General features: G+C 30.6%; 24 protein-coding genes and 1 pseudogene. 19 read left to right on the top strand and 6 right to left on the bottom strand.

The window, feature by feature from the left end; translation table 11 throughout:
- Positions 1-180: 180 nt before the first annotated feature.
- Genes OXH55_RS03985 through OXH55_RS03975 form a run of 3 tightly spaced genes read left to right on the top strand, consistent with a single transcriptional unit; the run spans position 181 to position 3111 of the window.
- Positions 181-1248 (top strand): ABC transporter substrate-binding protein, encoded by a 1068-nt coding sequence (locus OXH55_RS03985; protein WP_268048154.1) that lies wholly within the window; start codon positions 181-183, stop codon positions 1246-1248.
- A 44-nt stretch (positions 1249-1292) separates the two neighbouring features.
- Positions 1293-2309, top strand: a complete 1017-nt coding sequence (locus OXH55_RS03980; RefSeq protein ID WP_268048153.1) for a FecCD family ABC transporter permease — start codon at positions 1293-1295, stop codon at positions 2307-2309.
- 25 nt (positions 2310-2334) lie between these two features.
- Positions 2335-3111, top strand: a complete 777-nt coding sequence (locus OXH55_RS03975; RefSeq protein ID WP_268048152.1) for an ABC transporter ATP-binding protein — start codon at positions 2335-2337, stop codon at positions 3109-3111.
- A 108-nt stretch (positions 3112-3219) separates the two neighbouring features.
- Here OXH55_RS03975 and OXH55_RS03970 read toward each other — a convergent pair whose 3' ends face one another.
- Positions 3220-4113 (bottom strand): metal ABC transporter solute-binding protein, Zn/Mn family, encoded by an 894-nt coding sequence (locus tag OXH55_RS03970; protein WP_268048151.1) that lies wholly within the window; start codon positions 4111-4113, stop codon positions 3220-3222.
- Positions 4114-4329: 216 nt separating this feature from the next.
- Here OXH55_RS03970 and OXH55_RS03965 point away from each other — a divergent pair, with 216 nt between their 5' ends.
- From OXH55_RS03965 to OXH55_RS03955, 3 genes and pseudogenes are all read left to right on the top strand, one after another.
- Complete coding sequence (locus tag OXH55_RS03965) at positions 4330-4509, top strand: asparagine synthase (protein WP_268048150.1); 180 nt, start codon at positions 4330-4332, stop codon at positions 4507-4509.
- A 177-nt stretch (positions 4510-4686) separates the two neighbouring features.
- A complete protein-coding gene (locus OXH55_RS03960; RefSeq protein ID WP_268048149.1) occupies positions 4687-5223 on the top strand; it encodes an SLAP domain-containing protein in 537 nt (178 codons plus the stop codon).
- A 19-nt stretch (positions 5224-5242) separates the two neighbouring features.
- A pseudogene (locus tag OXH55_RS03955) lies at positions 5243-6208 on the top strand (NAD(P)/FAD-dependent oxidoreductase); the annotation flags it as partial.
- Between the two features lie 44 nt (positions 6209-6252).
- Here OXH55_RS03955 and OXH55_RS03950 read toward each other — a convergent pair.
- Positions 6253-6876, bottom strand: coding sequence for a RusA family crossover junction endodeoxyribonuclease (locus OXH55_RS03950; protein ID WP_268048148.1), 624 nt, complete (start codon positions 6874-6876; stop codon positions 6253-6255).
- A gap of 240 nt (positions 6877-7116) precedes the next feature.
- Here OXH55_RS03950 and tsaD point away from each other — a divergent pair, with 240 nt between their 5' ends.
- From tsaD to OXH55_RS03915, 7 genes are all read left to right on the top strand, one after another.
- Positions 7117-8142, top strand: a complete 1026-nt coding sequence (gene tsaD, locus OXH55_RS03945) for a tRNA (adenosine(37)-N6)-threonylcarbamoyltransferase complex transferase subunit TsaD (RefSeq protein WP_268048147.1) — start codon at positions 7117-7119, stop codon at positions 8140-8142.
- A gap of 494 nt (positions 8143-8636) precedes the next feature.
- Complete coding sequence (locus OXH55_RS03940; RefSeq protein ID WP_268048146.1) at positions 8637-10214, top strand: ABC transporter substrate-binding protein; 1578 nt, start codon at positions 8637-8639, stop codon at positions 10212-10214.
- A 77-nt stretch (positions 10215-10291) separates the two neighbouring features.
- Positions 10292-11296 (top strand): ABC transporter permease, encoded by a 1005-nt coding sequence (locus OXH55_RS03935; RefSeq protein WP_268048145.1) that lies wholly within the window; start codon positions 10292-10294, stop codon positions 11294-11296.
- 13 nt (positions 11297-11309) lie between these two features.
- On the top strand, positions 11310-12218 hold the full coding sequence (nikC, locus tag OXH55_RS03930) for a nickel transporter permease (protein ID WP_268048144.1): 909 nt from the start codon (positions 11310-11312) through the stop codon (positions 12216-12218).
- Positions 12219-12232: 14 nt separating this feature from the next.
- Positions 12233-13189 carry an ABC transporter ATP-binding protein gene (locus OXH55_RS03925; RefSeq protein WP_268048143.1) on the top strand — a complete coding sequence of 319 codons (957 nt, stop codon included), beginning with the start codon at positions 12233-12235 and terminating at the stop codon, positions 13187-13189.
- A 14-nt stretch (positions 13190-13203) separates the two neighbouring features.
- On the top strand, positions 13204-14172 hold the full coding sequence (locus OXH55_RS03920) for an ABC transporter ATP-binding protein (RefSeq protein ID WP_268048142.1): 969 nt from the start codon (positions 13204-13206) through the stop codon (positions 14170-14172).
- Positions 14173-14414: 242 nt separating this feature from the next.
- Positions 14415-14891, top strand: coding sequence for a response regulator (locus OXH55_RS03915; RefSeq protein ID WP_268048141.1), 477 nt, complete (start codon positions 14415-14417; stop codon positions 14889-14891).
- A gap of 71 nt (positions 14892-14962) precedes the next feature.
- Here the strand turns inward: OXH55_RS03915 and OXH55_RS03910 are convergent, their stop codons facing one another.
- From OXH55_RS03910 to OXH55_RS03900, 3 genes are read right to left on the bottom strand one after another with little or no spacing between them, the layout of a single operon-like run.
- Positions 14963-15409 (bottom strand): DUF340 domain-containing protein, encoded by a 447-nt coding sequence (locus tag OXH55_RS03910; RefSeq protein WP_268048140.1) that lies wholly within the window; start codon positions 15407-15409, stop codon positions 14963-14965.
- Entirely contained in the window at positions 15409-16212 is an 804-nt protein-coding gene (locus tag OXH55_RS03905; protein WP_268048139.1) for a DUF3100 domain-containing protein, read from the bottom strand. The genes OXH55_RS03910 and OXH55_RS03905 overlap by 1 nt, the downstream gene beginning before the upstream one ends.
- A gap of 24 nt (positions 16213-16236) precedes the next feature.
- Positions 16237-17544 (bottom strand): amidohydrolase, encoded by a 1308-nt coding sequence (locus tag OXH55_RS03900; RefSeq protein WP_268048138.1) that lies wholly within the window; start codon positions 17542-17544, stop codon positions 16237-16239.
- 246 nt (positions 17545-17790) lie between these two features.
- On the opposite strand from OXH55_RS03900, the gene ald reads away from it, so the two are divergent.
- Positions 17791-18894 carry an alanine dehydrogenase gene (gene ald, locus OXH55_RS03895; protein WP_268048137.1) on the top strand — a complete coding sequence of 368 codons (1104 nt, stop codon included), beginning with the start codon at positions 17791-17793 and terminating at the stop codon, positions 18892-18894.
- 45 nt (positions 18895-18939) lie between these two features.
- Here the strand turns inward: ald and abc-f are convergent, their stop codons facing one another.
- Positions 18940-20853, bottom strand: a complete 1914-nt coding sequence (gene abc-f, locus OXH55_RS03890; protein WP_268048136.1) for a ribosomal protection-like ABC-F family protein — start codon at positions 20851-20853, stop codon at positions 18940-18942.
- A gap of 509 nt (positions 20854-21362) precedes the next feature.
- Here abc-f and OXH55_RS03885 point away from each other — a divergent pair.
- The 5 genes from OXH55_RS03885 to OXH55_RS03865 all read left to right on the top strand — a co-directional run bounded on the left by OXH55_RS03885 (position 21363) and on the right by OXH55_RS03865 (position 26220).
- Positions 21363-21992 carry a redox-sensing transcriptional repressor Rex gene (locus OXH55_RS03885; RefSeq protein WP_268048135.1) on the top strand — a complete coding sequence of 210 codons (630 nt, stop codon included), beginning with the start codon at positions 21363-21365 and terminating at the stop codon, positions 21990-21992.
- 447 nt (positions 21993-22439) lie between these two features.
- Positions 22440-23225: a short-chain-enoyl-CoA hydratase gene (locus OXH55_RS03880; protein ID WP_268048134.1), complete on the top strand. Its 786-nt coding sequence runs from the start codon at positions 22440-22442 to the stop codon at positions 23223-23225.
- Between the two features lie 11 nt (positions 23226-23236).
- Positions 23237-24376: an acyl-CoA dehydrogenase gene (locus OXH55_RS03875; protein WP_268048133.1), complete on the top strand. Its 1140-nt coding sequence runs from the start codon at positions 23237-23239 to the stop codon at positions 24374-24376.
- Positions 24377-24408: 32 nt separating this feature from the next.
- Positions 24409-25188 carry an electron transfer flavoprotein subunit beta/FixA family protein gene (locus OXH55_RS03870; protein WP_268048132.1) on the top strand — a complete coding sequence of 260 codons (780 nt, stop codon included), beginning with the start codon at positions 24409-24411 and terminating at the stop codon, positions 25186-25188.
- 21 nt (positions 25189-25209) lie between these two features.
- Positions 25210-26220, top strand: coding sequence for an electron transfer flavoprotein subunit alpha/FixB family protein (locus tag OXH55_RS03865; RefSeq protein ID WP_268048131.1), 1011 nt, complete (start codon positions 25210-25212; stop codon positions 26218-26220).
- The last annotated feature ends 219 nt before the right edge of the window (positions 26221-26439 follow it).

The raw sequence follows: 26439 nt of genomic DNA, 5'->3' as shown, positions 1-26439 counted from the left end.
TTATTTACCAAATTGATAATTACTACATATTTGTTTAAAATATGGTAAAAGATAAGAAAACATAATATAATAGATATCAATATGATAAAATTTTGAAAAAATACTGAATTAGCTTTGAGGGAATGCTAATAAAATTTTGGTTAAAAAATCATACCAAATAAATAGGAAGAAGGAATTAAAATGAATAGTAAGTTTAAATGCAAAATTTCTTTTAGTTTAGTAATAGTATTTTTATTAACAACATTTTTTATAACTGGATGTGGCGAGAAAAACAAAACAGCTTCTGCATCTAAATCTAGTACAGAAAATAAATTAGTTTTTAAAGATGGAATAGGAAGAGAAATAACCTTAGACAAGCCAGCAGAAAAAATTGTTGTATTTCCACCTTGTATGAGTTATGTTTGTGCACTTGATTCAGAAAATAAAATTGTAGGGGCAGGTACTAAAAAAAATATAGAATTAAGATTTGTAAAGAAAATAATACCTAATATAGCAGAGATACCTGATTGTCTAGGAAATACAAAAAATCCAAATATTGAACAGATAATGTCACTAAAGCCTGATCTAGTTATAATGTCTGCGTCTATGAAAGGCAATTTAGAAATTTTAGAAAATTCAGGAGTTAAAGTTTTTATTGCTGTTGGAGAAGATATTGAAGGCATTAAAGATACTATTTTAAATTTAAGTATAGCTTTAGGCAAAGAAGAAATAGGAGAAAAATTCATAAAATATTATGATAATACTATTGCTATGGTTAAAGATAGAGTCAAAGATATAAAGAATGAAGATAAGCCAAAGGTTTATTTTGCAGGATCTGATATTTTAAATACTTGTTCAGATAATATGTATCAGAATTTTATGATTGATATCTCAGGTGGAAGAAATGTTTCCTCAGAACTTCATGGAAATAGTTGGGTAAAGATATCTCCTGAGCAAATTTTAAAGTGGAATCCAGATATAATTTTTATACCGCAGTATTCACGTACTATAGGTCCTGAAGACGTACTAAAAGATCCAAGATGGAAGAACATTAGTGCAGTGAAAAATAAAAAGGTATATAGATTTCCATCCAATTTAATACCTTGGGATTATCCGTCCGTACAAACAGTTTTAGGCGTGCTTTGGACTGCCAAAACTATCAATCTAGAAAAATTTAAAGATGTAGATATTAATAAGGAATCAAATGAATTTTTTAAAGGTTTTTTTGGAAAAGATTTTGCAGAACTAGGTGGGAAATTAGAAAAATAATAAAATATTTATATATCAAATATAAGAAAGGACTAATTTATTAGATGAAACACAAGAAAAGGTTTTTTTCAGCTTCAGTATTACTTATTTTATGTGTGTTTATATCCTTTAGTGTAGGTAGATATAATATTTCTATGAGTACAATACTGTATTTAATAAAAGCTAAGATAATGAGTTTGCAGTTAAATGCTGATACGCAAACTGCATATGTAGCATTTTGGATAATACGAGTACCAAGAACTATAATGGCAGCTATGGTTGGAGCAGTATTAGGTGTTACAGGAACTGTATTTCAAGGAGTTTTTAGAAATCCACTTGTTTCTCCAGATGTTCTAGGAATATCTCCAGCAGCCAGTTTTGGCGCAGGTATAGCAATTATAGGATTTGGATCTTCTATATTTTTAATACAAGCTATTGCTTTTGCTTTTGCTTTATTTGCTGTTTTAGTTGCATTAGGAATAGGAACTAAAAATCATTACAATTCTATAACATCCTTGGTGTTGGCTGGAATAGTAATATCATCCTTGTTTTCTGCAGGTAATTCTATTTTAAAATATATTGCAGACCCTTATACTCAGCTGCCTGCAATAACATTTTGGAGTCTTGGTGCTTTTAATAAAGTAACTTGGAATAATGTAATACAAGCTACACCTATATTTGTTATATGTCTTTTAGTTATTTATATGATTAGATGGTATATTGATATTTTATCTTTAGAAGAGGAGGAAGCTATATCTCTTGGGATTAATGTTAAAAAAATAAGAATCATTCTTATTTTATTTTCAACGTGCATGACAGCATCATCAATAGCTTACTGCGGTATCATAGGATGGATATCACTTATAATACCACACATAGCCAGATTTATGGTAGGACCTGAGAATAAAGTCTTAATTCCGTTTTCAGCTATATTTGGCGCTTTATTTACACTAATTATGGATATTGTTGCAAGAACTATTTTCCCGGGAGAGATTCCAATAAGTATTCTTACATCTTGTGTTGGTGCACCATTTTTGGGATATCTTTTAATTAAGTATAATAAGAAAAAGTGGTTTGGTTAAGAAAAATAATAGGATGTGAGTATATATGGATATTTTAAATGTTAATGGTATTTCTTTTTATTATGGTGAAACACAAATATTAAAAAATATAAGCTTTTCCGTTGGTGAAGGTAAAATTTGCTGTATACTAGGACAAAATGGAACAGGAAAAACTACATTATTAAAATGTATTCAAGGTATTTTACAACCTAAAAAAGGAGAAGTTTTAATTAAAGGAAAATCGGTGTATGAAATGAAATGTAAGCAGGTAGCTAGAAATATAAGTGTTGTACCTCAGCAGATGAGTGTGGTTTTTCCATATACAGTTTTGGATATAGTTTTAATGGCTAAAGTTTCAAGAACAAATTTCCTAGGAGCTCCTAAAAAGAAGGATGAAAATGATGTTATAAAAATACTAAATAGTTTAAAGATTAGTCACCTATGTCACAAGAGATTTAACGAACTAAGTGGTGGAGAAAGACAAATGGTATTAATGGCTCGCGCTATATACCAAGATACTCCAATAGTATTATTAGATGAACCAACTTCACATTTGGATTACAAAAATCAAATTGTGATAATGGAGATGATTAAACACGTAGTTAAGACTAAAAAAATAACTGCCATAATAAATATTCATGATCCAAATCTTGCTCTTAATTATTGTGATGATATTATAATGATAAAAAATGGTTGTTTATTGATGAAAGGAAACCCTGAGGATATAATATGTGAAAGGTACCTTAGTAATTTGTATGATATGTCTATTACAGTTGATAAAACTAGAGCGGGAAAAACGGTAGTAGTACCATGGAGTGCATAAAAGCCCTAATAAAAGGTAGAACGTTAATTAGTTATTACCTTTTATTAAGGATTAAATTAATAGTAGTATAATAAATAGCTGTATATCATAAATGACAAAGTTAATTTGTTACTGTGTTAACACTTGGCGAAAGGTATCAGCTATTTTTTCAAGATTTTCTATATAGTTAGGTGCAAGAGGAGCTATTAATTCGGTCTTACCGCCTATTTCTTCAGCAAAAGTTTTAGATTGTCTACTGTCAATTTCTTGTTGATAAAATATAGCTTTTATTCCCTTGGTCTTGGCTGCATCTATAGTTTGTTGCAAATCTTGAGGGGGTGCTTCCTTTCCTTCATTCTCCAAAGATATCATTTCTAAGCCGTAGTCATCACATAAATAACCAAAAGCAGGGTGATATACAATTAGGGTTTTATTCTTTAATTTAGTTAAAGAGGTTTTTATATCACTATCAAGTTTATCAAGTTTTTGGATATATTCTCCTGCGTTTTTTTCGTAAACAGATTTATTATTTGGATCTATTTTAGATAATTCATCTTTAATTATATTAATCATAATCTTTACTCGTTTTGGAGATAACCATATATGAGGGTCACGTTTTTCAGGTGCAAATTCTCTATCTGGATAAACTTTTGAAACTTCTTTTGCTAAATTAACAATTTTAAGATCTGAATTTAAATCTTTTGCTTTAGGTAAAATAGATGATTTCTCAGTAGGAACACCTATTGGGAAGTATAGTTCAGATTTGCTGAATTTTTCTATAAGATCAGGTGTAGGTTGAAAATTTTCGGGACTTTGTCCTGATGGAATCATAGTTACAACATCTATTAAATTTCCACCAACTGCTTTTACAAAAGTTTCTTCAGGTACTATAGATACTGCAATAGGTATTTTTTTATTTGGAGTTTTGGTATTAGAAGAAGTTTTTTCTTTTGAACATCCTGAAAAAGCAATACATACTACAACTAAAATAAGTAAAAAAATTTTGTTTAACAAATTTTTCATTTTATGCCTCCTAAGACTTGATAATCAAATTATTTACAAATAAACTATGGATTTATTATATCATTTAATTTTGAGGATTCAAGCATATTTATAAGGAATAAAAAATACATATACTTATTAAAGTAAATATAATAAATAATTACAAATATTTTTACTGGATAAAACATTTTTTATTACACATTATAATAATGAAAAATAAAAAATGGGGGTAGTATTATGAGAATTCGTGAAGGTATGATACCTACAGTGCTTGGAACAGTAGTAACAGGAGCTGGAACTGCACTTACAAGAACTAAGGTTAATTCTAAAATTGCAGCAGGAATTGTGGGATTTGGATTAGCACATGTAGTATTAGGATCTATAGATTTGGTTCAGCACAACAGGAAAATATGGTAAAAATGAAGGCTTAAATAAGCCTTCATTTTATACTTTTAAGCTATAAAATGTTATAATATTTTATGTAAAAAAGAGGATTTATGAATATTATTATTTTCATAGACAGTAAACATATAGAGTGATATAATTACCATGTTTTTCATATACAATAATTTTTTATATCAGAGGAGAGATAGCATGGAGAAAATAATTTTATCTATCATGATATTCATATTATTATTTTCAGGATGTAGTTTTAGTTCAATAAATTCTCCTAGTAATACAGAGGATATGAAAAAAGAAACTGAGCAACAAGAAATTATAGTCAATCAAAAATATAGTTTTGGACCCGCTGCGGATTTATCTATAATTGATGATAAAACTAAAAAAGAATTGCAAGAGGTTTTAAATAAATTAGGTGATGTACCTAAAAATACTATTTCATTCAATGGTATAGAGGTGAGAGCTCAAGAAGATGGAGCAATTGTTATTGATTTATTTATTAGAAATGGATATTCATGTGAAATATACAATATAGATTCAAAGTTGGATATAATAGTAAATGAAGAATTGGTTGCTTCAGGAGACTTTTTCTTTAGTAAAGAAGAGTTTGGAGTTCTTACTTCTAATATGTCTAGACCATGGAGTATTATGTACTATCCAGAAAATATAAAAAATAAAGAAATAAAATTAGAAAATTATATTATAAAAAGTACTTATCAGTATGAATTCTAGAATAGGGGGATAAAATAGAATGCAAGAGTACGACATAGTAGTGGTTGGTGGAGGACCAGCAGGGCTTGCAGCAGCTATAAGGGCTAAAAAAGAAGGAATAGATAATATTTTAGTTTTAGAAAGAGATAGTCAATTAGGGGGGACTCTTAATCAATGTATTTATAATGGATTTGGTTCTAAAACTTTTAAAGAAGAACTTACGGGACCTGAATATGCTCAAAGATTTATTGATAAATTATTTGAATTAAATATAGAATATAAATTAAACACTATGGTTTTTGATTTTACCGATGATAAGATCTTAACTGCTGTTAATGAAAAAGATGGTGTTTTAAAGATAAAGGCAAAGGCTGTTATACTTGCAACAGGGTGCAGAGAAAAACCTAGAGGTGCAATAAACATACAGGGTAGTAGAATTGCAGGTATTTATACAGCTGGTACGGTTCAAAAATTTGTTAATCTCGAGGGATATTTACCAGGAAAAGAGGTAGTGATTTTAGGTTCAGGAGATATTGCTCTTATAATGGCTAGAAGAATGACTCTTGAAGGAGCAAAAGTTAAAGCTGTTGTTGAAATTATGCCTTATCCAGATGGATTTGAAAAAAACGTTGTACAATGTTTGGATGATTTTCATATTCCATTAAAGGTATCTCATGCTGTTATAAATATAAGAGGAAAAGATAGAGTTGAAGGTGTTACTATTGCTAAGGTTGATGAGAATAAATCACCTATAGAGGGTACTGAGGAATATATAAGATGTGATACTTTGGTATTATCCGTTGGGTTATTTCCTGATAATGAATTAGTAATAAAGGCGGGAATAACAATGATACCGTCAACACAAGGACCAGAAGTTAATGAGAAAATGAGAACTAGTAATGTTGGTGTATTTGCTTGTGGTAATATATTATATGTTCATAATGTGATAGATGATATTACAATGGAAAGTTATAAAGCTGGTAAAAATGCTGCTGAATATGTAAAAAAAATAAGGGAATAAAAGCCAATAGAAATTATTTCTATTGGCTTTTAAAATAACCTTTTTAAACAGTTGTGGCATAATATAGTCTTACCTTTATTTGCAAAAATTGCATCTTCCTTTTTTATGGATTTACCACATATTTCACAGCAGAATTTATTAGAATCTGTAGTTTTCTTTTTAGGCTTAGATATGCTTTGTGATTTTTTATTAGGCGGAGCAGAATATTCTATAGGCGGTGAAGAAATTTGTTTTTCTCGTATTTCATAATTCATGTAATGGGTGCTTTCACCAAAAAGTTCTAGTTCAAATCGAGGATTTTTATTATCATAGTATTCTTCTATAATAAGTCTTCTTATTTGGGCATCGTTAATAATTAGTCCACTTTTTTCTATACCGTCAAAGATACTTTTGGGTATGTTAGTAGTATCAGGATGTCTTTTTTCACTCTTATAATAAACCTTTAAAATTGCAATTAAAGATTCTGTAAACACTGTATTGGGATTTTGCAATCTGGCTTCATAGGCTATTTGTTCTTCATATATGGCATATCTATCATGATATTTACCAGAGTTATAAGGTAAAATTGATCTACCGTTTTTATTAGAAAGTTTAAAATTTGATTTTGAAATAGGAGAACCTTGTATTATAATTTTTGCATAAGTATTAGACATTATGTTAACTCCTTTTCTAATTTTACTCAAATTTAATTATAGCACATATGTTCGCTTATATTAATATTAAATTTTATAAAAAGGGGCATAATATGAAACAAATCTTATTGAGTTTAGATAAAATATATAAATAATATTTAATCGTAAAATTTGCGTATTGATTGTCAATAAAGTATAATTATTGCTAGAATTTGTTTGTTATAAACTTCGGTTATTAATATAGATAAGAGAGGGAAAAAGATGGAGAAAGATATAAAAATACTTGCTATAGAGTCAAGTTGTGATGAAACTGCAGCAGCTGTAGTTGTAAATGGAAGAGAAGTTCTTTCTAATGTAATAGCATCACAAATAGATATTCATACTAAGTTTGGAGGTGTAGTTCCAGAAGTTGCATCGAGAAAGCATATTGAAGCTATTTCTTTAGTTGTAGAAGAGGCTTTAAATGAAGCTAATTTAACTTTGAAGGATATAGATGCAATTGGAGTTACATATGGTCCAGGACTTGTAGGAGCATTGCTTGTGGGAGTTCAATATGCTAAAGGACTTGCATATGCTCTAGATAAGCCATTAATTGGAGTAAATCATATTGAGGGACATATAAGTTCAAATTTTATACAATATAAAGATTTAGAACCTCCTTTTATTTGTCTTGTAGTTTCTGGTGGACACACTTTTATAGTATATATGAAGGATTATGGAGAATTTGAAGTTTTGGGGCAAACAAGGGACGATGCAGCAGGAGAAGCTTTTGATAAGGTAGCAAGAGCTATTGGACTTGGATATCCAGGGGGTCCCAAGATAGATAGAGTATCAAAGGAAGGAAATAAAGAAGCTATAGCTTTTCCAAGAGCTAACTTTCATGATAAGAATTGCTTAGATTTTTCTTTTAGTGGTATAAAATCAGCTGTATTAAATTATCTTAATAAGATGAAAATGAAGGGGGAAGAAATAAATAAAGCTGATGTAGCAGCCTCTTTTCAAAAGGCAGTAGTAGATGTATTAGTTGATAATGCTATGATGGCTTGCAAACGAAAAAAGGTAGATAAAATTGCTATTGCTGGAGGAGTGGCTTCTAATTCTGCTTTAAGAGCTGCAATGGTTGAAGAAGGTACAAAGAGAGGGATAAAAGTGTTATTTCCTGAACTGAAGTTATGTACAGATAATGCAGCAATGATAGGAAGTGCTGCATATTATGAATTTTTAAAAGGAAAAAGAGCTCCTTTAGAATTAAATGCAATTCCAAATTTAAAATTAGGAGAAAGATAAAATAATTTTAAATATAAAATAATAAGTTAGTTATATGACTAGCTTATTTTTTTTGCTATTTTTATTTATGGAGATAGTAAAATTAGCATTGAATTTTCAAAGTCATATAATTAACAGTGAAAGAAAAAAATGAAATTTTTAAAAAAATATATTGCAATTTTTAGAAAAAACTGATATAATCATATAAATAAAACATGAATAAATATTTACAATAGAGTAATTTATTTCAATGTAAATATTTATATTTTTATCAAAAAAATTTAACTAAATTGCATAGGGGTGATATTTTAATAAAATATCTGCTACTTAGTTGGAATTATAATAATTTAAAAGTTGTTTATTTGAAAAAGTTTTAAAAAAAGTTTTGGGTAAAAAAAGCAATAAATTCAATTGAAATGGATAAAAATACGGTTATGTTTACGTTTACATTGCAAGGCGATGCAGGAAAATGAATTGATTTACTCAAAACTTCACAAAAAAGGGGGAGCAAATGTATGAAGAAAAAAATAATTTCGGTAGTTTTAACATCTGTTTTTGTTGTAAGCAGCTTGTTTGTGGGATGTGGCAACAAAAGTAACAAAAAAGCTGATGGTGCAAAAGCACAAAAGGCTGAAAAAACTTTAGTATTTGCACAAGGTGCTGATCCTAGAGGATTAGATCCAGCTTTTGTAGACGATGGAGAATCTGCAAAAATTATAGCAAATGTTTATGAGGGACTACTAAAATACAAAAGTAATTCTACAGAATTAGAACCATGTCTTGCAACGGAATGGAAGATAAGTCCTGATGGAAAAGAATATACTTTTAAATTACGTCAAGGAGTTAAGTTCCATGATGGAACTGATTTTAATGCAGAAGCAGTAAAATTTAGTATTGATAGACAGTTACCTCCAAAAAGAACAGAAGATATGCCATATGCATCTTTTACTTTTGGACCAGTTGATAAGGTGGAAGTAGTAGATCCTTACACTGTTAAGATTCTTTTGAAAGAGCCATATACTCCATTTCTTGCAAATTTAGCTATGTGTCTTGCAGCACCTATAGTAAGTCCAGCAGCTGTACAAAAATATGGAGATAAATTTATAGAAAATCCTGTAGGAACTGGAGTTTTCAAGTTTGTTAAATGGGATAGAGGACAATCAATTGTATTGGAAAGAAATGAAGAGTATTGGGGAGAAAAGGCTAAAGTTAATAAGGCAGTATTTAAGTTCACAAAAGAAAATTCTGTTCGTGCTAGTGAACTTATGGCAGGGCAAGTAGATATTATTGATGGAGTTGATCCTAATGATGTTGCGCAGCTTGAAAAGTCAGGTTTAAATGTACTTAAACAACCAGGAATGAATATAAATTATATGGCATTTAATTGTTCTAGACCTCCATTTGATAATGCAAAGTTAAGAGAAGCAATAAGCTATGCTATAGATAGAGAAGAATTAGTTAAATTCTTATATCAAGGATATTCAGAAGTAGCAAACAGTCAAATGCCAAGCTTTATACCAGGTTTTAATGATAAGGTTAAACCTTATGAATACAATCCAGAAAAAGCAAAGGCTATGTTAAAGGAATTAGGAAAAGAAAATTTAGAAATTAAAATGATAGTTTATTCAAATCCAAGACCATACAACCCAGTGGGACAAAAACTAGCAGAAGCTATTCAAGGATATTTATTAAAGGTTGGAGTTAAAGCAACAGTAGAACCTTATACATGGACTGAATATAAGGAAAAAACAAAACAAGGTGAAGGCGATATAATGTTCTATGGCTGGACTGGTGATAATGGAGACCCAGACAATTTCTTATCATTACTTGATTCAAATGAAATTGCATCTAGTTTAAATGCAGCTAAATATAAAAATGATAAAGTAGATGAGCTTCTTGCAGAAGCAAGAAAAACTCCAAACGGAGAGGAAAGAAACAAATTATATAAAGATATTCAAGATATATTAGCAAAAGATGCACCGTGGTTACCAATTTCAAGTGCTAAAAGCATGGCAGCGTATTCATCTAAGATTAAAGGCTTTACCTATCATCCAACAGGAGTTATATTCTTAAAGAATGTAGATAAAGAGTAGTTTAATAATAAAGAGTATAGATGGAAACCCCCTTTTGAGGGTTTCCCATTTTCATATTTAGAGATAGGGGGAAGCTTATGATTAAATATACAATTAAAAGATTGCTTATGCTTATTCCAGTTTTATTTGGAGTTTCTATAATGGTATTTTTGGTAATGCACGTATTTACAAACGACCCTACCAGTATAATTTTAGGACAACATGCAACTACGGAACAGATTGCAAAACTTAGAGAAGAATTAGGGTTAAATCAGCCATTATATATACAATATTTTGATTTCTTAAAAGGAATAGTACATGGAGATTTGGGAAATTCACTTATTACTAAAACATCAGTGGTAAAGGAGTTGGGGTCAAGATTTCCAGCTACAGTTGAGCTTGCTTTGGTTTCAATTATACTAGCTTCAATTTTTGGTATTCTAATAGGCGTTATCTCAGCAGTTAAGCAGAATACAGTTGTTGATTATATAAGTATGATAGTATCTTTGCTAGGAGTATCAATGCCTATATTTTGGCTTGGACTTATGCTTATAGTGTTGTTCTCTGTAAAGTTAGGTATTTTACCGGTTGCTGGAAGAATTCAAATAGGAATGGAACCACAGCACATTACAGGACTATACTTGTTAGATAGCTTACTTACTGGAAACATGGAAGCTTTTAAAGATGCTTTAAGTCATATAATATTACCAGCTATTGCTCTAGCATCATATTCGACTGCTATAATTACACGTATGACCAGATCTACAATGCTTGAAGTAATAAGACAGGATTATGTACGTACTGCAAGAGCAAAAGGGATTTTTGAAAAAACTGTTATACTAAGTCACGCTTTAAGAAATGCTTTGATTCCAATTATTACAGTAATAGGATTACAATTGGGTTCTCTACTTGGAGGAGCAGTTTTAACAGAAAGTGTTTTTTCGTGGCCAGGAGTTGGGAGTTATACTGTAGATGCAATTTTAAAATCAGATTATCCTGTAGTTCAAGGATCGGTTATGATGTTAGCTATAATATTTGTCGTTGTAAATTTACTTGTAGATTTATTGTATGCTCAGTTAGACCCAAGAATCAAATATTCTTAAGGGAGGTCTTAGTATGGAAAACAATTTAGAAATAAAAGATAAGTTTATAGATAGAACTGAAGAACTAAAAGAAGAAAAGAGTTTTTCTCAATGGAGAGAAATGTGGGATATGTTAAAACAAAATAAGACAGCTATATTTGGAATGATTATAATTGTAATTTTGATTATTATAGCTATTTTAGGGCGATATATTATGCCTTATGATCCTAATGTGGGGGAGTTATCTCAAAGCTTACAAACACCATCAAAGTTACATTGGTTTGGTACTGATGAGCAGGGAAGAGATATTTTAAGTAGAATTATAGATGGCACAAAAATTTCGTTGAGAGTTGGTATAACTGCGGTTGCTTTTGCTCTTACTATAGGAACTGTACTAGGATCTGTTGCAGGATATTATGGTGGGAAAATAGATATGCTTATCATGAGATTTATGGACGTAATTTTAGCGTTCCCATCACTACTTTTGGCTATAGCTTTTATGAGTGCACTAGGTCGTGGTATAGATAAAGCTATTATTGCAATTAGTATTGTTACTATTCCTGAATATGCACGTATAGTTAGAAGTTCAATTTTAGCTGTAAAGGAAAGCGAGTATATTCAGGCAGCTAGAGTAATAGGAAATAGTGATAGTGCAATAATATTTAAACATATTTTACCGAATGTTATTTCGCCAATTGTTGTGCGTGCTACATTAGGTGTATCTTCAGCAATTTTGGATACTGCAGCTTTAGGATTTTTAGGATTAGGAGTGCAACCACCAGCTGCAGAGTGGGGAAGTATGCTAGGTTCAGGAAGAGGGTATTTTTTCAATGCACCTCATATAGTTGTTTTCCCAGGAATAGCTATAACAATTACAGTACTTGCATTTAATTTATTTGGTGATGGACTTCGTGATGCTTTAGATCCAAGATTACGCAATTAAGGGGGGGACACTAGATGTTATTGAAAGTTAAAAATTTAAAAACTCAATTTAAAACAAAAGCCGGAATTGTTAATGCGGTAAATGGTGTGGATTTTGAAGTAGAAAAGGGAGAAGTTGTTGCTATTGTTGGAGAGTCTGGTAGTGGAAAAAGTGTAACCTCCTTATCTATAATGAGATTGATACAGAGTCCCCCAGGAGAAATAGTAGACGGCGAAATTTTATTTGATGGGGAAGATTTATTAGAAAAAAACAAAAGACAAATGCAGGATATAAGAGGAGATAAAATATCTATGATATTTCAAGAGCCTATGACGTCCTTAAATCCTGTTTTCACTATAGAAAGGCAGATATGTGAAACATTAATTAGACATAAGAACATGAGTAAAAAGGATGCAGCTAAAGAAGCTGTAAAAATGCTTGAGTTAGTTGGAATTCCTTCTCCAGAAAAAAGAATCAAAGATTATCCACATCAAATGAGTGGTGGTATGAGACAACGTGTGATGATTGCTATAGCTCTTGCTTGTAGGCCAGAACTTTTAATTGCAGATGAGCCCACTACTGCTTTAGATGTAACTATTCAGGCACAAATCTTAGATTTGATGTTAAAGTTAAGGAATAAGTTCGGAACATCTATTTTACTTATAACACACGATTTAGGAGTAGTTGCAGAAACTGCTGACAAAGTTGTAGTTATGTATTCAGGTCAAATTGTGGAAAAAGGAAAGGTAGGAGATATATTCCAAAAGCCACTTCATCCTTATACTGAAGGACTTTTAAACTCTATACCTAAAGTAGATAATAAGAAAGAAAAACTTTTTATGATAGAAGGGGTAGTTCCTAACCCATTAAATTTACCTAAAGGGTGCCCTTTTAGTACAAGATGTACTAAGTGCATAGAGAGATGTACAAAGGAAAAACCTGAATTAGTTAATGTTAATGGCAGAGAAGTTAGGTGTTTTTTGTATAGCTAAAAGGGGGAAGCGCAATGTCAGAAGTATTGTTACAGGTTAAGAATTTGAAAAAATATTTTCCAATACGTTCAGGAGTATTTAACAAAGTTACAAATAACGTAAAAGCAGTAGATGATGTAACTTTTGATATATATAAAGGTGAAACTTTAGGACTTGTAGGAGAGTCAGGATGTGGAAAGTCTACTACGGGAAAGATGATTGTAAATTTACTCAAGCCTACTAGTGGAGAGATTATTTTTAATGATGAAAATATTATTGATGCTAATAAAAAAAGACAAAAGGAGTTAAGGAAAGAAATACAAATTATATTTCAGGATCCGTATGCTTCTTTAAATCCTAGAATGACTATAGGTGATATAATTGCTGAGCCCATTAAAATAAATAATATTGCCAAAGGAGAAGATGTTGAAAAGAGGGTAAGAAAATTATTAGAATGTGTTGGACTTGCTACTTATCAAAGAAATAGATATCCTCATGAATTTAGTGGAGGTCAAAGACAAAGAGTAGGTATAGCGAGAGCATTAGCTCTTAATCCCAAATTAATTGTTTGTGATGAACCTGTATCTGCACTGGATGTATCTATTCAGGCACAGGTACTAAATTTACTAGATGATCTTCAAAAAGAATTTAATTTGACTTATTTATTTATAGCACATGGATTAAATGTAGTTAAACATGTAAGTAGTCGTGTGGGAGTTATGTATGTTGGAAAGTTAGCTGAGATAGGTAATGATGACGAGTTGTACGATAATCCCAAACATCCTTATACACAAGCTCTTCTTTCAGCTATTCCAATACCAGATCCTACAAAAAGAAAAGATAGGATAATTTTAAAGGGAGATGTTCCTAGCCCTATTGATCCTCCTAAGGGATGTAGATTCCATACGAGATGTAGTAAATGTATGGAAATTTGCAAAATGGAAGAGCCGAAAATGAAACAAATAGAAAATACACATATGGTAGCATGTCATTTATATGATTAAAAAGGGGAATAGAGAAAAAGAGAATAATTGTATGGAATTAAAAATTAAACAACTCGATATTTTTTTATTGGGTTGCTTAATTTTTGATTTTTTGAAATATTTAAAGTAGAATGTTATGATTATATGTGAAACCGAAGAAAATTACTTTTTATAGTATAAAATTTAATTTATAATAATAATTATAAGATTGGTGTTTGAATAGAAATATATTGAATAAGAATATATTTCTATTCAAACATATAATGGATTACATAAATATTAGAGGTGATGAGAGGGTGGAAAAAGTACTTCTTATTAATGATAGTAAATTTGAGAAAATTATTATAAAAGATTTACTTATGGGATTAGGATATAGTGTTGAGTTAGGTGATGAATATGAAGCAGAGAGAATGATGAAAGAATTTTCTCCAGATATTATTATCGTTAATTTAATAATGAAAGAAATAACAGGAGATAGGCTTATAAAAAAAATTAAAAATATTAATCCAAGTGTACTTTGTATATTGTCTTCAAGTAATGATTTAAATATAGATGATTATAAAGAAAATGGAGTGGATGAAGTTATTCATACCCCTATAAATGGAGATAGATTAGTAGAGACTTTAGAAAAAAAGAAGAAACACAGTACTAAGATGAAATTTTGTCCATACTGTGGCAATGAACTAGGTGAATCGTTTGAAAAGATTATATTTTGTCCCTTTTGTGGACAACGTTTATAGAAGTTTAGAGAATGAATTCTCTAAACTTCTTTTGAATAATCATTAAAATAATATATATATAATAATAAATATTAAATTTGACCAATAGCTTTTAATATTATTTGAGCAATAATAGCTGATGATAAATAAGTGCCTATAAAGACAAAACAAGATAATAATACTAATTTCCAACCAATTTTTGCAAAAGAGTCTAAGTCTTTTCCTATTGAAATACCTGAATAAGCAAGTATTGGTGTTGTTAGAGATAAGAAATTGACTTTTTTTACATAAGCTGAAATAGAAGATGCAAATGGAAAGTCAGGAAAAGTTAAAAGGCAACCAATTAAAACTATATATGCTACACTTGGAATTTTAATAGGAATAATTTTAGATAATAGTACTCCAGCAACACAAATTCCAACAAGTATTAGCATTCCGGGAAGGGATTCTATAATTCCGTTTTTATAGCCTATTAAGTTACCTACTAAGGATAAAATTGCTACTATAATCATTATAAATAAAATGTCTTTTGTCTTCATTATTTACCCTCCTTTGCTTCTATTGTAGGTAAAGTTCCATATTTGATTTTGTATGTTTTTCTATAGAGCCATTCTGAAATGGGTAGTGCTATCCATAATGACATATATAATCCATCAAGACCAGACAGCATGTTACTTGCAGCACCAAAAGCAGCTAAGGTATCTTTCATTTGAGGAAACATAGTGCTTAAAGAGCCTACAGAGGCAGTCATCATACTAGCACTTCCAACGCCAGAAGCCATAGCTAATGAGTATGGATGTAGGGGTAGGTATGCAGCACAAAAGCTTGCTATTACACCAAAAAATATAGTTCCAAAAACTGTACCACATATATATACACCCATAACTCCTTGGCCTTCTGCACCATCCATACCATAAACATCACTTATTAAGGCTACATTTGGTTCACGAGCTATAGAATGAGCAGCGCCTATAGACTCTCTTTTTAGACCTAGCATAACAGCTAGAGGTATACCAAGAAAAATAGTCCCTATATTTCCTAGTTCCTGGAAAATGAGAGCAGGTCCAACTTTTATTATTTTAGGTAAACTTGGACCTATTAAAGTACCATAACGAGCCATAAGTAACATTAGCGTTATAGTTATTAAGCTTCCTGCATTAGACATATCTTTTTGGTTTACCACCTTTAAGAATTTAGGAGTTAAAAATATGCCTATTATTAAGGCGTATAGCATAGGTAATAAAACTATAGTTCCAGGACCACATTTAAATTTAAAAGTACCTATAAGTTCAGATATAATTACTAAAATAAGAACTATTCCATGAAGTTTCCAATTTTTCATTAAAAATCCCCCTTTTTAAAATATTTAGCTAAAATAGTTTTCCATCATAGTTATATACTCTTCTTTGGTTAATAAAGGTTTAAAATTTGCTTTGATTTCCTTAGCTTTTCCAGCATTATTACTTAATAAATCGATTACGGTCATAGCAAATATTTTTGCAGGTAATATGCAGGCTGAATAATAATCTACTGCATGGAAATCTTCTGTATGAAGAGCACCAGTAACACCACCTATAAAAGGATGTATTGTAGGTATTATATGAGATAAATCTCCCATATCTGTAGAAGCACCAAAATGTCCCGCATTGATAACTTGTTCTTTGGGAATTAGTTTTAAAGTGTTATCAACAAATAAGTTGTTTAAATCTTTGGCGCAGTTTAAAGGTAAATAACCTGGGATTGTTTTTATGATAGTTTCTGCACCTACAGCATAACCACCTGCTTTTAAAGAATTATCTACTTTGGTGTGAGTGTTTTCAATTGATTTCATGCTTTTAGCTCTAACATAAGTTTCAAGTCTAACATCACATGGAACGCTATTAACAGTATCGCCACCTTTAGTAATAATAGGATGAACTCTAACATGATCTTCATCTATAAAAGTTTCTCTAAGAGCATTTATTCCCATAAGACCTATCATCGCTGCGTTTAAAGCATTAATACCTTCGTGAGGAGCTTCAGCTGCATGAGCAGTTTTACCAAGATATTGAATAGTTTTAGCCATAAAGCCATTACTTGTGTCACCAACAGAGACTTTAGTTTCAGGTGTGTTTTTATCTGAGTGCATCATCATAGAAATATCTACATCATCAAATTCACCTAGATATATAAGTTCTTGTTTTCCTCCAAAGAAATGAATTTTACCCTCTTTATGAAGTTTTTCTCTATATTCAATTTCTATAAATTCTTCAGCAGGAACCCCCATAAATGTTACATTACCATGAAGTGTATCAGATATATTGGATAATTTTAATCCTAAGGCTGCACCTATCATTGCTGTAAGTTGTAGGTTATGACCACATGCATGAGCTGCTCCTGTTAGGGGGTCTGCCTTAGAACTAGTTGGGCAAAGAACTGCATCTAATTCACCAAGAATAGCTATATTAGGACCTTCACAGTTTTCTTTTAATTTGGCTTTTACACCTGTTATAGCTAAATTCTTTTTATAATGGAGATTTAACTCTTCAAAAAAATTTGCTACAAGTTCTGAGGTTTTATTTTCTTTAAATCCAAGCTCTGGACACTCATCAAGCTTTTTAGCAAAATCTATGAGTTTTTCTGCATTATTGTCAATAGTACTGCAAACTAACTTTTTTAATTCTTTATTAGTCATTTTCACCACTCCTTTTTCGTTAGCATAAACTATTGTATAAGGTATTTAAGTAATTAGTATATGTTTAATGATGGATAATGTATAAAAAATAGTGATATTTATGTTTATTGTATCATCATAAACCAAAACAGTAAATAAAATACAAGTCATAAATTCAAATATATGCTATATATAAGAGAATTATGTATGATTAAATAAACTAATTACATACACTTAATTTATTAAGTGTATAAAAGGAGGAATGTTATGATAATTGGAGTACCTAAGGAAATAAAGAACAACGAAAACAGAGTAGCTATAACACCTTCTGGAGTAGAAGCTTTCTTAAAAAATGGTCATAACGTTATTGTAGAAGATAAGGCTGGTTTAGGTAGTGGTATCAGTAATGAAGAATTTATTGAAGCTGGAGCTGAAATAGTGGAAAGTGCAAAAGGAGTTTATGACAGGGCTGGCATGATTTTAAAAGTTAAAGAACCTTTAAAAGAAGAGTATTCTTTATTAAAAGAAGGCCAAATTTTATTTACCTATTTACATTTAGCAGCGTCTTTAGAACTTACTAAAGCACTTTTATATAAAAAAATTATTGGAATTGCTTATGAGACAGTTCAGTTAAAAAATAAATCTCTTCCTCTATTACGTCCTATGAGTGAAGTTGCTGGAAGAATGGCTGTACAGATAGGAGCACAATTTCTTGAAAAGCATGAAGGGGGAAAAGGAGTGCTTCTTGGAGGAGTACCAGGGGTAGAACCAGCTGAAGTAGTGATTATAGGGGGAGGAACCGTTGGGAGTAATGCAGCAAAAATAGCAGTTGGAATGGGAGCACATGTAACTATAATTGATAGAGATGCAGCAAGACTTGCATATCTTGATGATATTTTTGGAGCACGAGTTTCAACTCTTATGTCAAATAACTATAATATATGTAGGATGGCTAAAAAGTCAGATTTGCTTATTGGAAGTGTTCTTATTCCAGGTGGAAAAGCACCTAAGTTAGTTACAGAAAAAATGGTTAAAACAATGCAGAGAGGATCAGTGATTGTAGATGTAGCAATTGATCAAGGTGGTTCTATAGAAACAATTGATAGAATCACGAGTCATGATAATCCTACTTTTGAAAAGTATGGAGTAATTCATTATTCAGTTCCTAATATACCTGGTGCTGTAGCAAGAACTTCAACCTTTGCTTTAACTAATGTAACATTTTCGTATGCTTTAGAAATTGCTAATAAAGGATTTAGGAAGGCAATAGAAGAAAATAAAGATTTGTTAAAGGGAGTAAATGTTATGCAGGGAAAAATTACTTACAAGGAGGTTGCAAAGGCTCACGGATTAAAATACACTGTAATTTAATATATATTTTAACTAAAAAAACGTCGAGTAATCGACGTTTTTTAGTTAAAGGTATTCTTCCCATTCTTCATATAATTTTTCTAAACGAACTTCAGTATCAGTAATTTCTTTGTTTACCTCTTCACTTTTTTCAGGATTAGAATAAACTTCTTCTAAACAAAGATTACTTTGAAGATCTTCTAGAACTTGCTCTAAGTTAGCTATTTCTTTTTCCAGATTTTTAATTTTTAGTTTTTTTTGTTTTTCTAATTTTTCTTCTTCTCTTTTCTTTTTCTTTTCAGATTTTATTTGAGTTTTGGTTTTACCCTCAAATTCTTCTATTTCTTGAAATCTTAAAGGGTTCTTTTTCTTTTCGACATAATAACTATAATTTCCTAGATAAGTTTTTATACCATCAATATTTAATTCGTGAATTTTGTCAACTACTTTGTTTAAAAAATATCTATCATGAGATATAACTAGAACAGTTCCATCATAGTTTAGTATAGAATCTTCTAAGGCTTCACGAGACATAATATCTAGATGGTTAGTAGGCTCATCTAGCAATAAAAAATTTGATTTTGAAAGCATAAGCTTTAGAAGATTTATTCTACATTTTTCTCCACCACTTAATGAAGAGATTTTTTTAAAAACATCATCTCCTATGAATAAAAATGCAGCAAGAGCAGTTCTAACTTCTGTAGTTGTAAGTTTAGGAAAATCATCCCATACTTCATCAATTATTGTTTTTTCAGGTTCTAAATTTGATTGTTCTTGATCATAGTATCCTATAAATACATTTTTCCCAAGTACACATGTACCTTCATCGCTTTTAACTTTATCCATTAAAATTTTAAATAAAGTAGTTTTACCTCTTCCATTATCCCCTATCAACGCTATATGTTCACTGCGTTTTATATCAAGGTTTAAATTTTCGAATAAGGTTTTACTTCCATAATGCTTAGATAAATTTTCAATATGAAGTACATCGTTACCGCTTTGAATTTGAGTTTGAAATTTTAATTTAGTTATTTTATTGTTTTTAGTAGGAGCTTCGATTCTCTCAATTTTATCTAAAGCTTTTTGTCTACTTTCAGCAGCACGTATACTTTTCTCTCTATTAAAAGAACGATATCTTTCTATTATCTCTTCTTGGCGTTTTATTTCTGATTGCTGGAGATTATACGCCTTTAACTTTTCTTCATATACTTTTTTCTTAAGTTCAATATATGCAGTATAATTTCCATTATAGGTTTCTACATAACCATTTGATAATTCAAAGGTTTTGATTGTAATAGAATCTAAAAAGAATCTGTCATGAGAGATAACAATGATTGTACCCTTATAAGCTTTTAAATATTCTTCAAGCCATTCAATAGCTTCCAAATCCAAATGGTTTGTAGGCTCATCTAATAAAAGAATATCAGGGTTTGAAAGAAGAAGCTTACACAGGGCAACTCGAGTTTTCTGACCACCACTTAGAATATTTATAGGTTTTGAATAATCATTTTCTAAAAAACCTAATCCTTTTAAAACTTTATTAATTTCAGCTTTGTAAGTATATCCTCCTCTGTTTGTGTAAAGTTCAGAGGCTGTAGTGTAGTCTTTGATTATTTTATTATGATACTTTTCATTAGCTGGATCATAAGGTTTATTCATTTCTTTTTCAAGCTCACTTAATTTATTTTCAAGCTTTAATAGATTCTCAAAAACTAATAATACTTCATCATATATAGAATTATTACTTTCTAAAGAGAGATGTTGAGAAAGATAACCTATTTTTTTATTTTTATCAATAAAAATATCTCCACTATCTGGTTCCAATTGTTTATTCAATATTTTAAATAGAGTAGATTTTCCAGCTCCATTTGGACCTACAAGGCCTACATGTTCTCCTTCATTTATATTAAAGGTTACATTTTTTAATATTACATCAATGCCATAACTTTTATGAATATCTTTACAACTTAAAACTATCATTTAGCTCACCTTCCCAGTATATTTTACTATGTTAAGTATAAGTTTTGTAGTATAAATTTTTTGTATAGTAAATTTAGTTTGAATTTTTATAACGTAATTGAAAATAATTAGGAAGATATGTATAATAATGAGTAAATAAATACGTTTATTAATAGCTAAAAATTTAACAAGTAAACAATGGTAAATCAAAGAATTAATGAATATTTTTTACAATAATTTAATTAAATTTATGATTTTCGATAAAGATAACTTTAATATTAAGAGAATTCTTTATATAATATAGATTAGGAATAATATTAAATACTCTTATATTATTATGTAATTTGTAGGTTTGTAAGTTTGTAGGTTTGGTGTTTTAACAAAGCAAGCATAGATATGTGCTATACGAATGCAATCAATGTTATATATGATCATAGTAAAAGTGCTGTGTAATATATTCAAGAATTAATGTGAATATTAAAAAATAAGTGATGTTCTAAATAGTAAAGTAAAAAGTGAGGAGTGGGCAAGTGGAGAAGAAGAGAAATATTTCAATGGCTGTTATTAGAAGATTGCCAAAGTATTATAGATATTTAAATGAACTGATGAAAAATGATGTTGATAGAATATCTTCAAAAGAATTGAGTGAAAAGATAGGATTTACAGCTTCACAAATAAGACAAGATTTGAACTGTTTTGGTGATTTCGGACAACAGGGATATGGATACAATGTTAAAGACTTATATAGAGAAATAAGTTCAATACTAGGCTTAGATGAGCAATACAATACTGTACTTATAGGTGCTGGTAACATAGGTCAGGCTATCGCAAATTATAATTTCGATAAATTTGGATTAACATTAAAAGCAATTTTTGACGTAAATCCTAAACTCATAGGTATTAAGATTAGAGATGTAGAAATACAAGATATAGATAATTTAGAACAATTTTTGAAGGATAATAAAGTAGATATAGGTGTAATATGTGTAACAAAATCAAGTGCACAAAAAATATGTGATACATTAGTTGCAAATGGAGTAAAAGGTATATGGAACTTTGCACCAGTTGATTTGCAAGCTGATGAAGAGGTGAAAATAGAAAACGTACATTTAAGTGAAAGCTTACTTACTTTAACATATTTATTAAACGGAAGAAGTTAATTTAAATTGGGCAAGTGATTTTTTATTAAAAATCCTTGCCTTTTATTTATGTGTTATTGGGATTATAATTCTCTAGAGAGATTTTATATTATCTTAGTAATAGTTTTGTAGTTAGAACAATATATTATGAAAATTAGATAGGTTTTATTTATATATATTAGGCTAAAGAAAAATAGTGGAAGAGCTGTTTACGTTTACAAAAATATTGTTAATTTTTATTGAAATATCAAAGCAGAAGTTATATAATAAGAAATGTAAGTTTGTTTGAAAAGTTTGTTTAAAAAGTTTGTTTAAAAAGTTTGTTTGAAAAGTTTGTATTTTAAGTGAAGTTCTCATACTTCAAAAAAATTTTTGAGTTAATTGTTAGGTTATTAACAATCTAACACGAAAATTTGTTGAATTTGTTATTTAGTTGATGGCAAAGGTAAAGTTATGGGGAGGATTATTATGGAATTTAAGAATGTTATGCTTGAAAAAGAAGGAAATTTAGCTATCGTAACTATTAACAGACCTAAAGCATTAAATGCATTAAACTCAGAAACTTTAAAAGAATTAAATATGGTTATTGACACAATTGAAAATGATGAGGAAGTTCTTGCTGTAATTTTGACAGGTTCTGGTGAAAAAGCATTTATAGCAGGTGCTGACATTTCAGAAATGAAAGATTTAGGCGTTATAGAAGGAAGAAAATTTGGGGCTTTAGGAAATAAGGTGTTCAGAAAGTTAGAAACTTTAGAAAAACCTGTTATAGCTGCTGTTAATGGTTTTGCCTTAGGTGGTGGATGTGAGTTATCAATGGCATGTGACATGAGACTTGCTTCTACAAAAGCAAAATTTGGACAACCAGAGGTAACTCTTGGAATTACTCCAGGATTTGGTGGAACTCAAAGACTTGCAAGAATTGTAGGTATGGGTATAGCTAAAGAACTTATTTATACAGCAAACATAATAAAGGCTGAAGAAGCATACAGAATAGGACTTGTAAATAAGGTTGTTGAACCAGAGCAATTACTTGATGAAGCTAAGAAGCTTGCTAATAAAATTGCTAGCAATGCGCCAATAGCTGTTAGCTTATGCAAACAAGCTATTAATAGGGGTATGCAAGTAGATATGGATACTGCTATTAATATTGAAGCAGAAGTTTTTGGTGAATGTTTCTCAACAGAAGACCAAAAGGATGCTATGGTTGCATTTGTTGAAAAAAGAAAGTTAGAAGGTTTTAAAAACAGATAGGAGGTAAGAAAATGAATTTTCAATTCACTAGAGAACAAGAATTAGTAAGACAAATGGTAAGAGAATTTGCTGAAAATGATGTTAAACCTATAGCGGCAGAAATAGATGAAGCACATAGATTTCCAATAGAAAATGTTAAGAAGATGGCTCAATACGGATTAATGGGACTACCTTTTTCAACAGAATTTGAAGGTGCAGGTGGAGACTATCTATCATACATCTTAGCTGTTGAAGAATTATCTAAGAAATGTGGAACTACTGGTGTTATTCTTTCAGCACACGTTTCACTTTGTGCATCAGTAATAGACCAATTTGGTAATGCAGATCAAAAGGCTAAATATCTTCCTGATCTTGCAAGCGGAAGAAAAATAGGTGCTTTCGGATTAACTGAACCAAATGCTGGAACAGATGCTTCAGCTCAACAAACAGTTGCAGTTAAAGACGGAGACAAATATATATTAAATGGTCAAAAAATATTCATAACAAATGGTGGATATGCTGATACTTTCATAGTATTCGCTATGACAGATAAGAGCAAAGGTGTTAAAGGAATATCTGCATTTATCTTAGAAAAAGGTTTCAAAGGATTCTCAATCGGAAAAGTTGAAGATAAATTAGGAATAAATGCATCATCAACTACTGAACTTATATTTGAAGATTGTGAAGTTCCAGCTGAAAACTTACTTGGAAGAGAAGGAAAAGGTTTCGGTATAGCAATGAAGACTCTTGATGGAGGAAGAATTGGTATAGCAGCTCAAGCTTTAGGAATAGCTGAAGGTGCTTTAGATGAAGCTGTAGAATACATGAAAGAAAGAAAGCAATTTGGAAAACAATTATTTAAATTCCAAGGATTATCTTGGATGGCTGCAGATTGCAAAACTAGAATTGAAGCTACTAGATACTTAGTATACAAAGCTGCATGCAACAAACAAGCAGGACTTCCATATTCAGTAGAAGCTGCAACAGCTAAATTATTTGCAGCAGAAACTGCTATGTTTGTAACAACTCAATGTGTTCAATTATTAGGTGGATACGGATATACTAAGGATTATCCATTAGAAAGAATGTTCAGAGATGCTAAGATAACTGAAATATACGAAGGAACTTCTCAAGTTCAAAAATTGGTTATTTCAGGAGCGTTATTCAGATAATCTATAAACAGGTAATGAGGAGGGTTTAAATAATGAAGATAGTTGTTTGTTTAAAACAAGTTCCAGATACAAACGAAGTTAAAATAGATCCAGTTAAAGGAACACTTATAAGAGAAGGAGTTCCATCAATCATCAATCCAGATGACAAAAATGCTTTAGAAGAAGCATTAAGATTAAAAGATGCTAACGGAGCTGAAGTTACTGTAATAAGTATGGGACCTCCACAAGCAGAAGCTGCTTTAAGAGAAGCACTTGCAATGGGTGCAGATGAAGCAGTATTAATTTCAGACAGAGCATTTGCAGGAGCAGATACATTAGCAACTTCACATGCTTTAGCTGGAGCATTAAAGAAATTAGAATATGACATAATATTTGCAGGAAGACAAGCTATCGATGGAGATACTGCACAAGTAGGACCAGAAATAGCAGAACATTTAGGACTTGCACAAGTAACTTATGTTGAAGAAGTAGCAGTAGAAGGCGATTCATTAAAAGTAAGAAAAGCTTTAGAAGATGGATATGAAATGCTAGAAGTTAAAATGCCATGTCTTTTAACAGCAATAGATTCATTAAACGAACCAAGATACATGAGCATGAAAAACATTTTCACAACATTTGCAAAAGAAGTAAAAGTATGGAGTGCAGATGATATAGATGTAGATAAAGCGTGTCTAGGATTAAAAGGTTCACCAACAAAGGTTAAGAAGTCAATGACTAAAGAACCAAAAGGAAAAGGTGAAGTTATTAGTGTATCAGCAAAAGAAGCAGCAGCATTTGCAGCTTCAAAATTAAAAGAAAAACACTATATTTAGTAGAACTAGGAGGGATATAGTATGAATATAGCAGATCATAAAGGCGTTTGGGTATTTGCAGAACAAAGAGATGGAGAACTACAAAAGGTAGCTCTAGAATTATTAGGAAAAGGAAGAGAAATTGCAGATAAATTAGGAGTAGAATTAACTGCAGTTTTATTAGGAGATAAAGTAGATAATTTAGCAAAAGATTTATTAGCTTATGGAGCTGATAAAGTATTATATGCTGAAGATGAAAGATTAGCACACATCACAACAGATGCTTATACAAGAGTAATATGTGATTTAGCTAATGAAATAAAACCAGAAGTAATCTTTATCGGAGCTTCTTTCATAGGAAGAGACTTAGGTCCAAGAGTTGCTGGAAGACTTTCAACAGGATTAACTGCTGACTGTACAGCATTAGATGTAGAAGAAGGAACAGGACACTTAATGATGACAAGACCAGCATTTGGTGGAAACTTAATGGCAACAATCATGTGTACAGAACACAGACCACAAATGTCAACAGTAAGACCTGGAGTATTTGATAGATTAGCAAAAGATGAATCAAGAATAGATGAATCTAAAATACAAAAAGTATCAGTTAACTTAGTTGACGAAGATATGAGAATAAAAGTATTAGACGTAGTAAAAATAGCTAAAGAAGTAGCAGACATCAGTGAAGCTGAAGTACTTGTAGCAGGTGGAAGAGGAATGGGAAATAAAGAAAGCTTCCAAATGCTTGAAGAACTTGCAGAAGCATTAGGTGGAACAGTAGCAGGATCAAGAGCAGCAGTTGATAATGGCTGGATAGATCACGCATTACAAGTAGGTCAAACAGGAAAAACTGTAAGACCTAAAGTATATGTTGCATGCGGAATCTCAGGAGCAATCCAACATTTAGCAGGAATGCAAGACAGTGATTACATAATCGCTATCAATAGAGATGCAGATGCTGCAATTATGAGTGCAGCAGATTTGGGATTAGTTGGGGACTTAAATAAAATAATTCCTGAATTAACAGCTCAAATCAAAGCTATGAAAAACTAATTTAAAGTTTGAGTTAAGTTTTACTCCGATGCATAGCATCGGAGTAAATATTGTAAGGACTAATAGGAACAGTTGACCTAAATATGGCAATTGATTTCGATTTAGTTATCAAACTTTATTTGGATATTTAAAAGCTGTACAATATGTATGGCTTTTTTTTTTATGTAAAAAAGTATAAAACTTTTAACTTTTTTTACAACAAATCAATAAGAAAGGTGA

It is taken from the genome of Clostridium ganghwense (genome assembly GCF_026735165.1).
Classification (GTDB): Bacteria; Bacillota; Clostridia; order Clostridiales; family Clostridiaceae; genus Clostridium_H; species Clostridium_H ganghwense.
The sequence above is the reverse complement of the archived record's forward strand: the minus strand, read 5'-3'. Positions and strand labels throughout refer to the sequence as shown.

Bases quoted from the DNA above. Each gene is read 5' to 3' on its own strand.
- OXH55_RS03975 (WP_268048152.1), top strand. From the start codon at position 2,335: ATGGATATTTTAAATGTTAATGGTATTTCTTTTTATTATGGTGAAACA.
- OXH55_RS03960 (WP_268048149.1), top strand. From the start codon at position 4,687: ATGGAGAAAATAATTTTATCTATCATGATATTCATATTATTATTTTCA.
- OXH55_RS03900 (WP_268048138.1), bottom strand. From the start codon at position 17,544: ATGACTAATAAAGAATTAAAAAAGTTAGTTTGCAGTACTATTGACAAT.
- OXH55_RS03910 (WP_268048140.1), bottom strand. From the start codon at position 15,409: ATGAAGACAAAAGACATTTTATTTATAATGATTATAGTAGCAATTTTA.
- abc-f (WP_268048136.1), bottom strand. From the start codon at position 20,853: ATGATAGTTTTAAGTTGTAAAGATATTCATAAAAGTTATGGCATTGAT.
- OXH55_RS03880 (WP_268048134.1), top strand. From the start codon at position 22,440: ATGGAATTTAAGAATGTTATGCTTGAAAAAGAAGGAAATTTAGCTATC.
- OXH55_RS03965 (WP_268048150.1), top strand. From the start codon at position 4,330: ATGAGAATTCGTGAAGGTATGATACCTACAGTGCTTGGAACAGTAGTA.
- OXH55_RS03905 (WP_268048139.1), bottom strand. From the start codon at position 16,212: ATGAAAAATTGGAAACTTCATGGAATAGTTCTTATTTTAGTAATTATA.
- OXH55_RS03870 (WP_268048132.1), top strand. From the start codon at position 24,409: ATGAAGATAGTTGTTTGTTTAAAACAAGTTCCAGATACAAACGAAGTT.
- OXH55_RS03970 (WP_268048151.1), bottom strand. From the start codon at position 4,113: ATGAAAAATTTGTTAAACAAAATTTTTTTACTTATTTTAGTTGTAGTA.
- OXH55_RS03950 (WP_268048148.1), bottom strand. From the start codon at position 6,876: ATGTCTAATACTTATGCAAAAATTATAATACAAGGTTCTCCTATTTCA.
- tsaD (WP_268048147.1), top strand. From the start codon at position 7,117: ATGGAGAAAGATATAAAAATACTTGCTATAGAGTCAAGTTGTGATGAA.
- OXH55_RS03985 (WP_268048154.1), top strand. From the start codon at position 181: ATGAATAGTAAGTTTAAATGCAAAATTTCTTTTAGTTTAGTAATAGTA.
- OXH55_RS03925 (WP_268048143.1), top strand. From the start codon at position 12,233: ATGTTATTGAAAGTTAAAAATTTAAAAACTCAATTTAAAACAAAAGCC.
- OXH55_RS03865 (WP_268048131.1), top strand. From the start codon at position 25,210: ATGAATATAGCAGATCATAAAGGCGTTTGGGTATTTGCAGAACAAAGA.
- OXH55_RS03940 (WP_268048146.1), top strand. From the start codon at position 8,637: ATGAAGAAAAAAATAATTTCGGTAGTTTTAACATCTGTTTTTGTTGTA.
- OXH55_RS03875 (WP_268048133.1), top strand. From the start codon at position 23,237: ATGAATTTTCAATTCACTAGAGAACAAGAATTAGTAAGACAAATGGTA.
- OXH55_RS03980 (WP_268048153.1), top strand. From the start codon at position 1,293: ATGAAACACAAGAAAAGGTTTTTTTCAGCTTCAGTATTACTTATTTTA.
- nikC (WP_268048144.1), top strand. From the start codon at position 11,310: ATGGAAAACAATTTAGAAATAAAAGATAAGTTTATAGATAGAACTGAA.
- OXH55_RS03915 (WP_268048141.1), top strand. From the start codon at position 14,415: ATGGATTACATAAATATTAGAGGTGATGAGAGGGTGGAAAAAGTACTT.
- OXH55_RS03935 (WP_268048145.1), top strand. From the start codon at position 10,292: ATGATTAAATATACAATTAAAAGATTGCTTATGCTTATTCCAGTTTTA.
- OXH55_RS03920 (WP_268048142.1), top strand. From the start codon at position 13,204: ATGTCAGAAGTATTGTTACAGGTTAAGAATTTGAAAAAATATTTTCCA.
- ald (WP_268048137.1), top strand. From the start codon at position 17,791: ATGATAATTGGAGTACCTAAGGAAATAAAGAACAACGAAAACAGAGTA.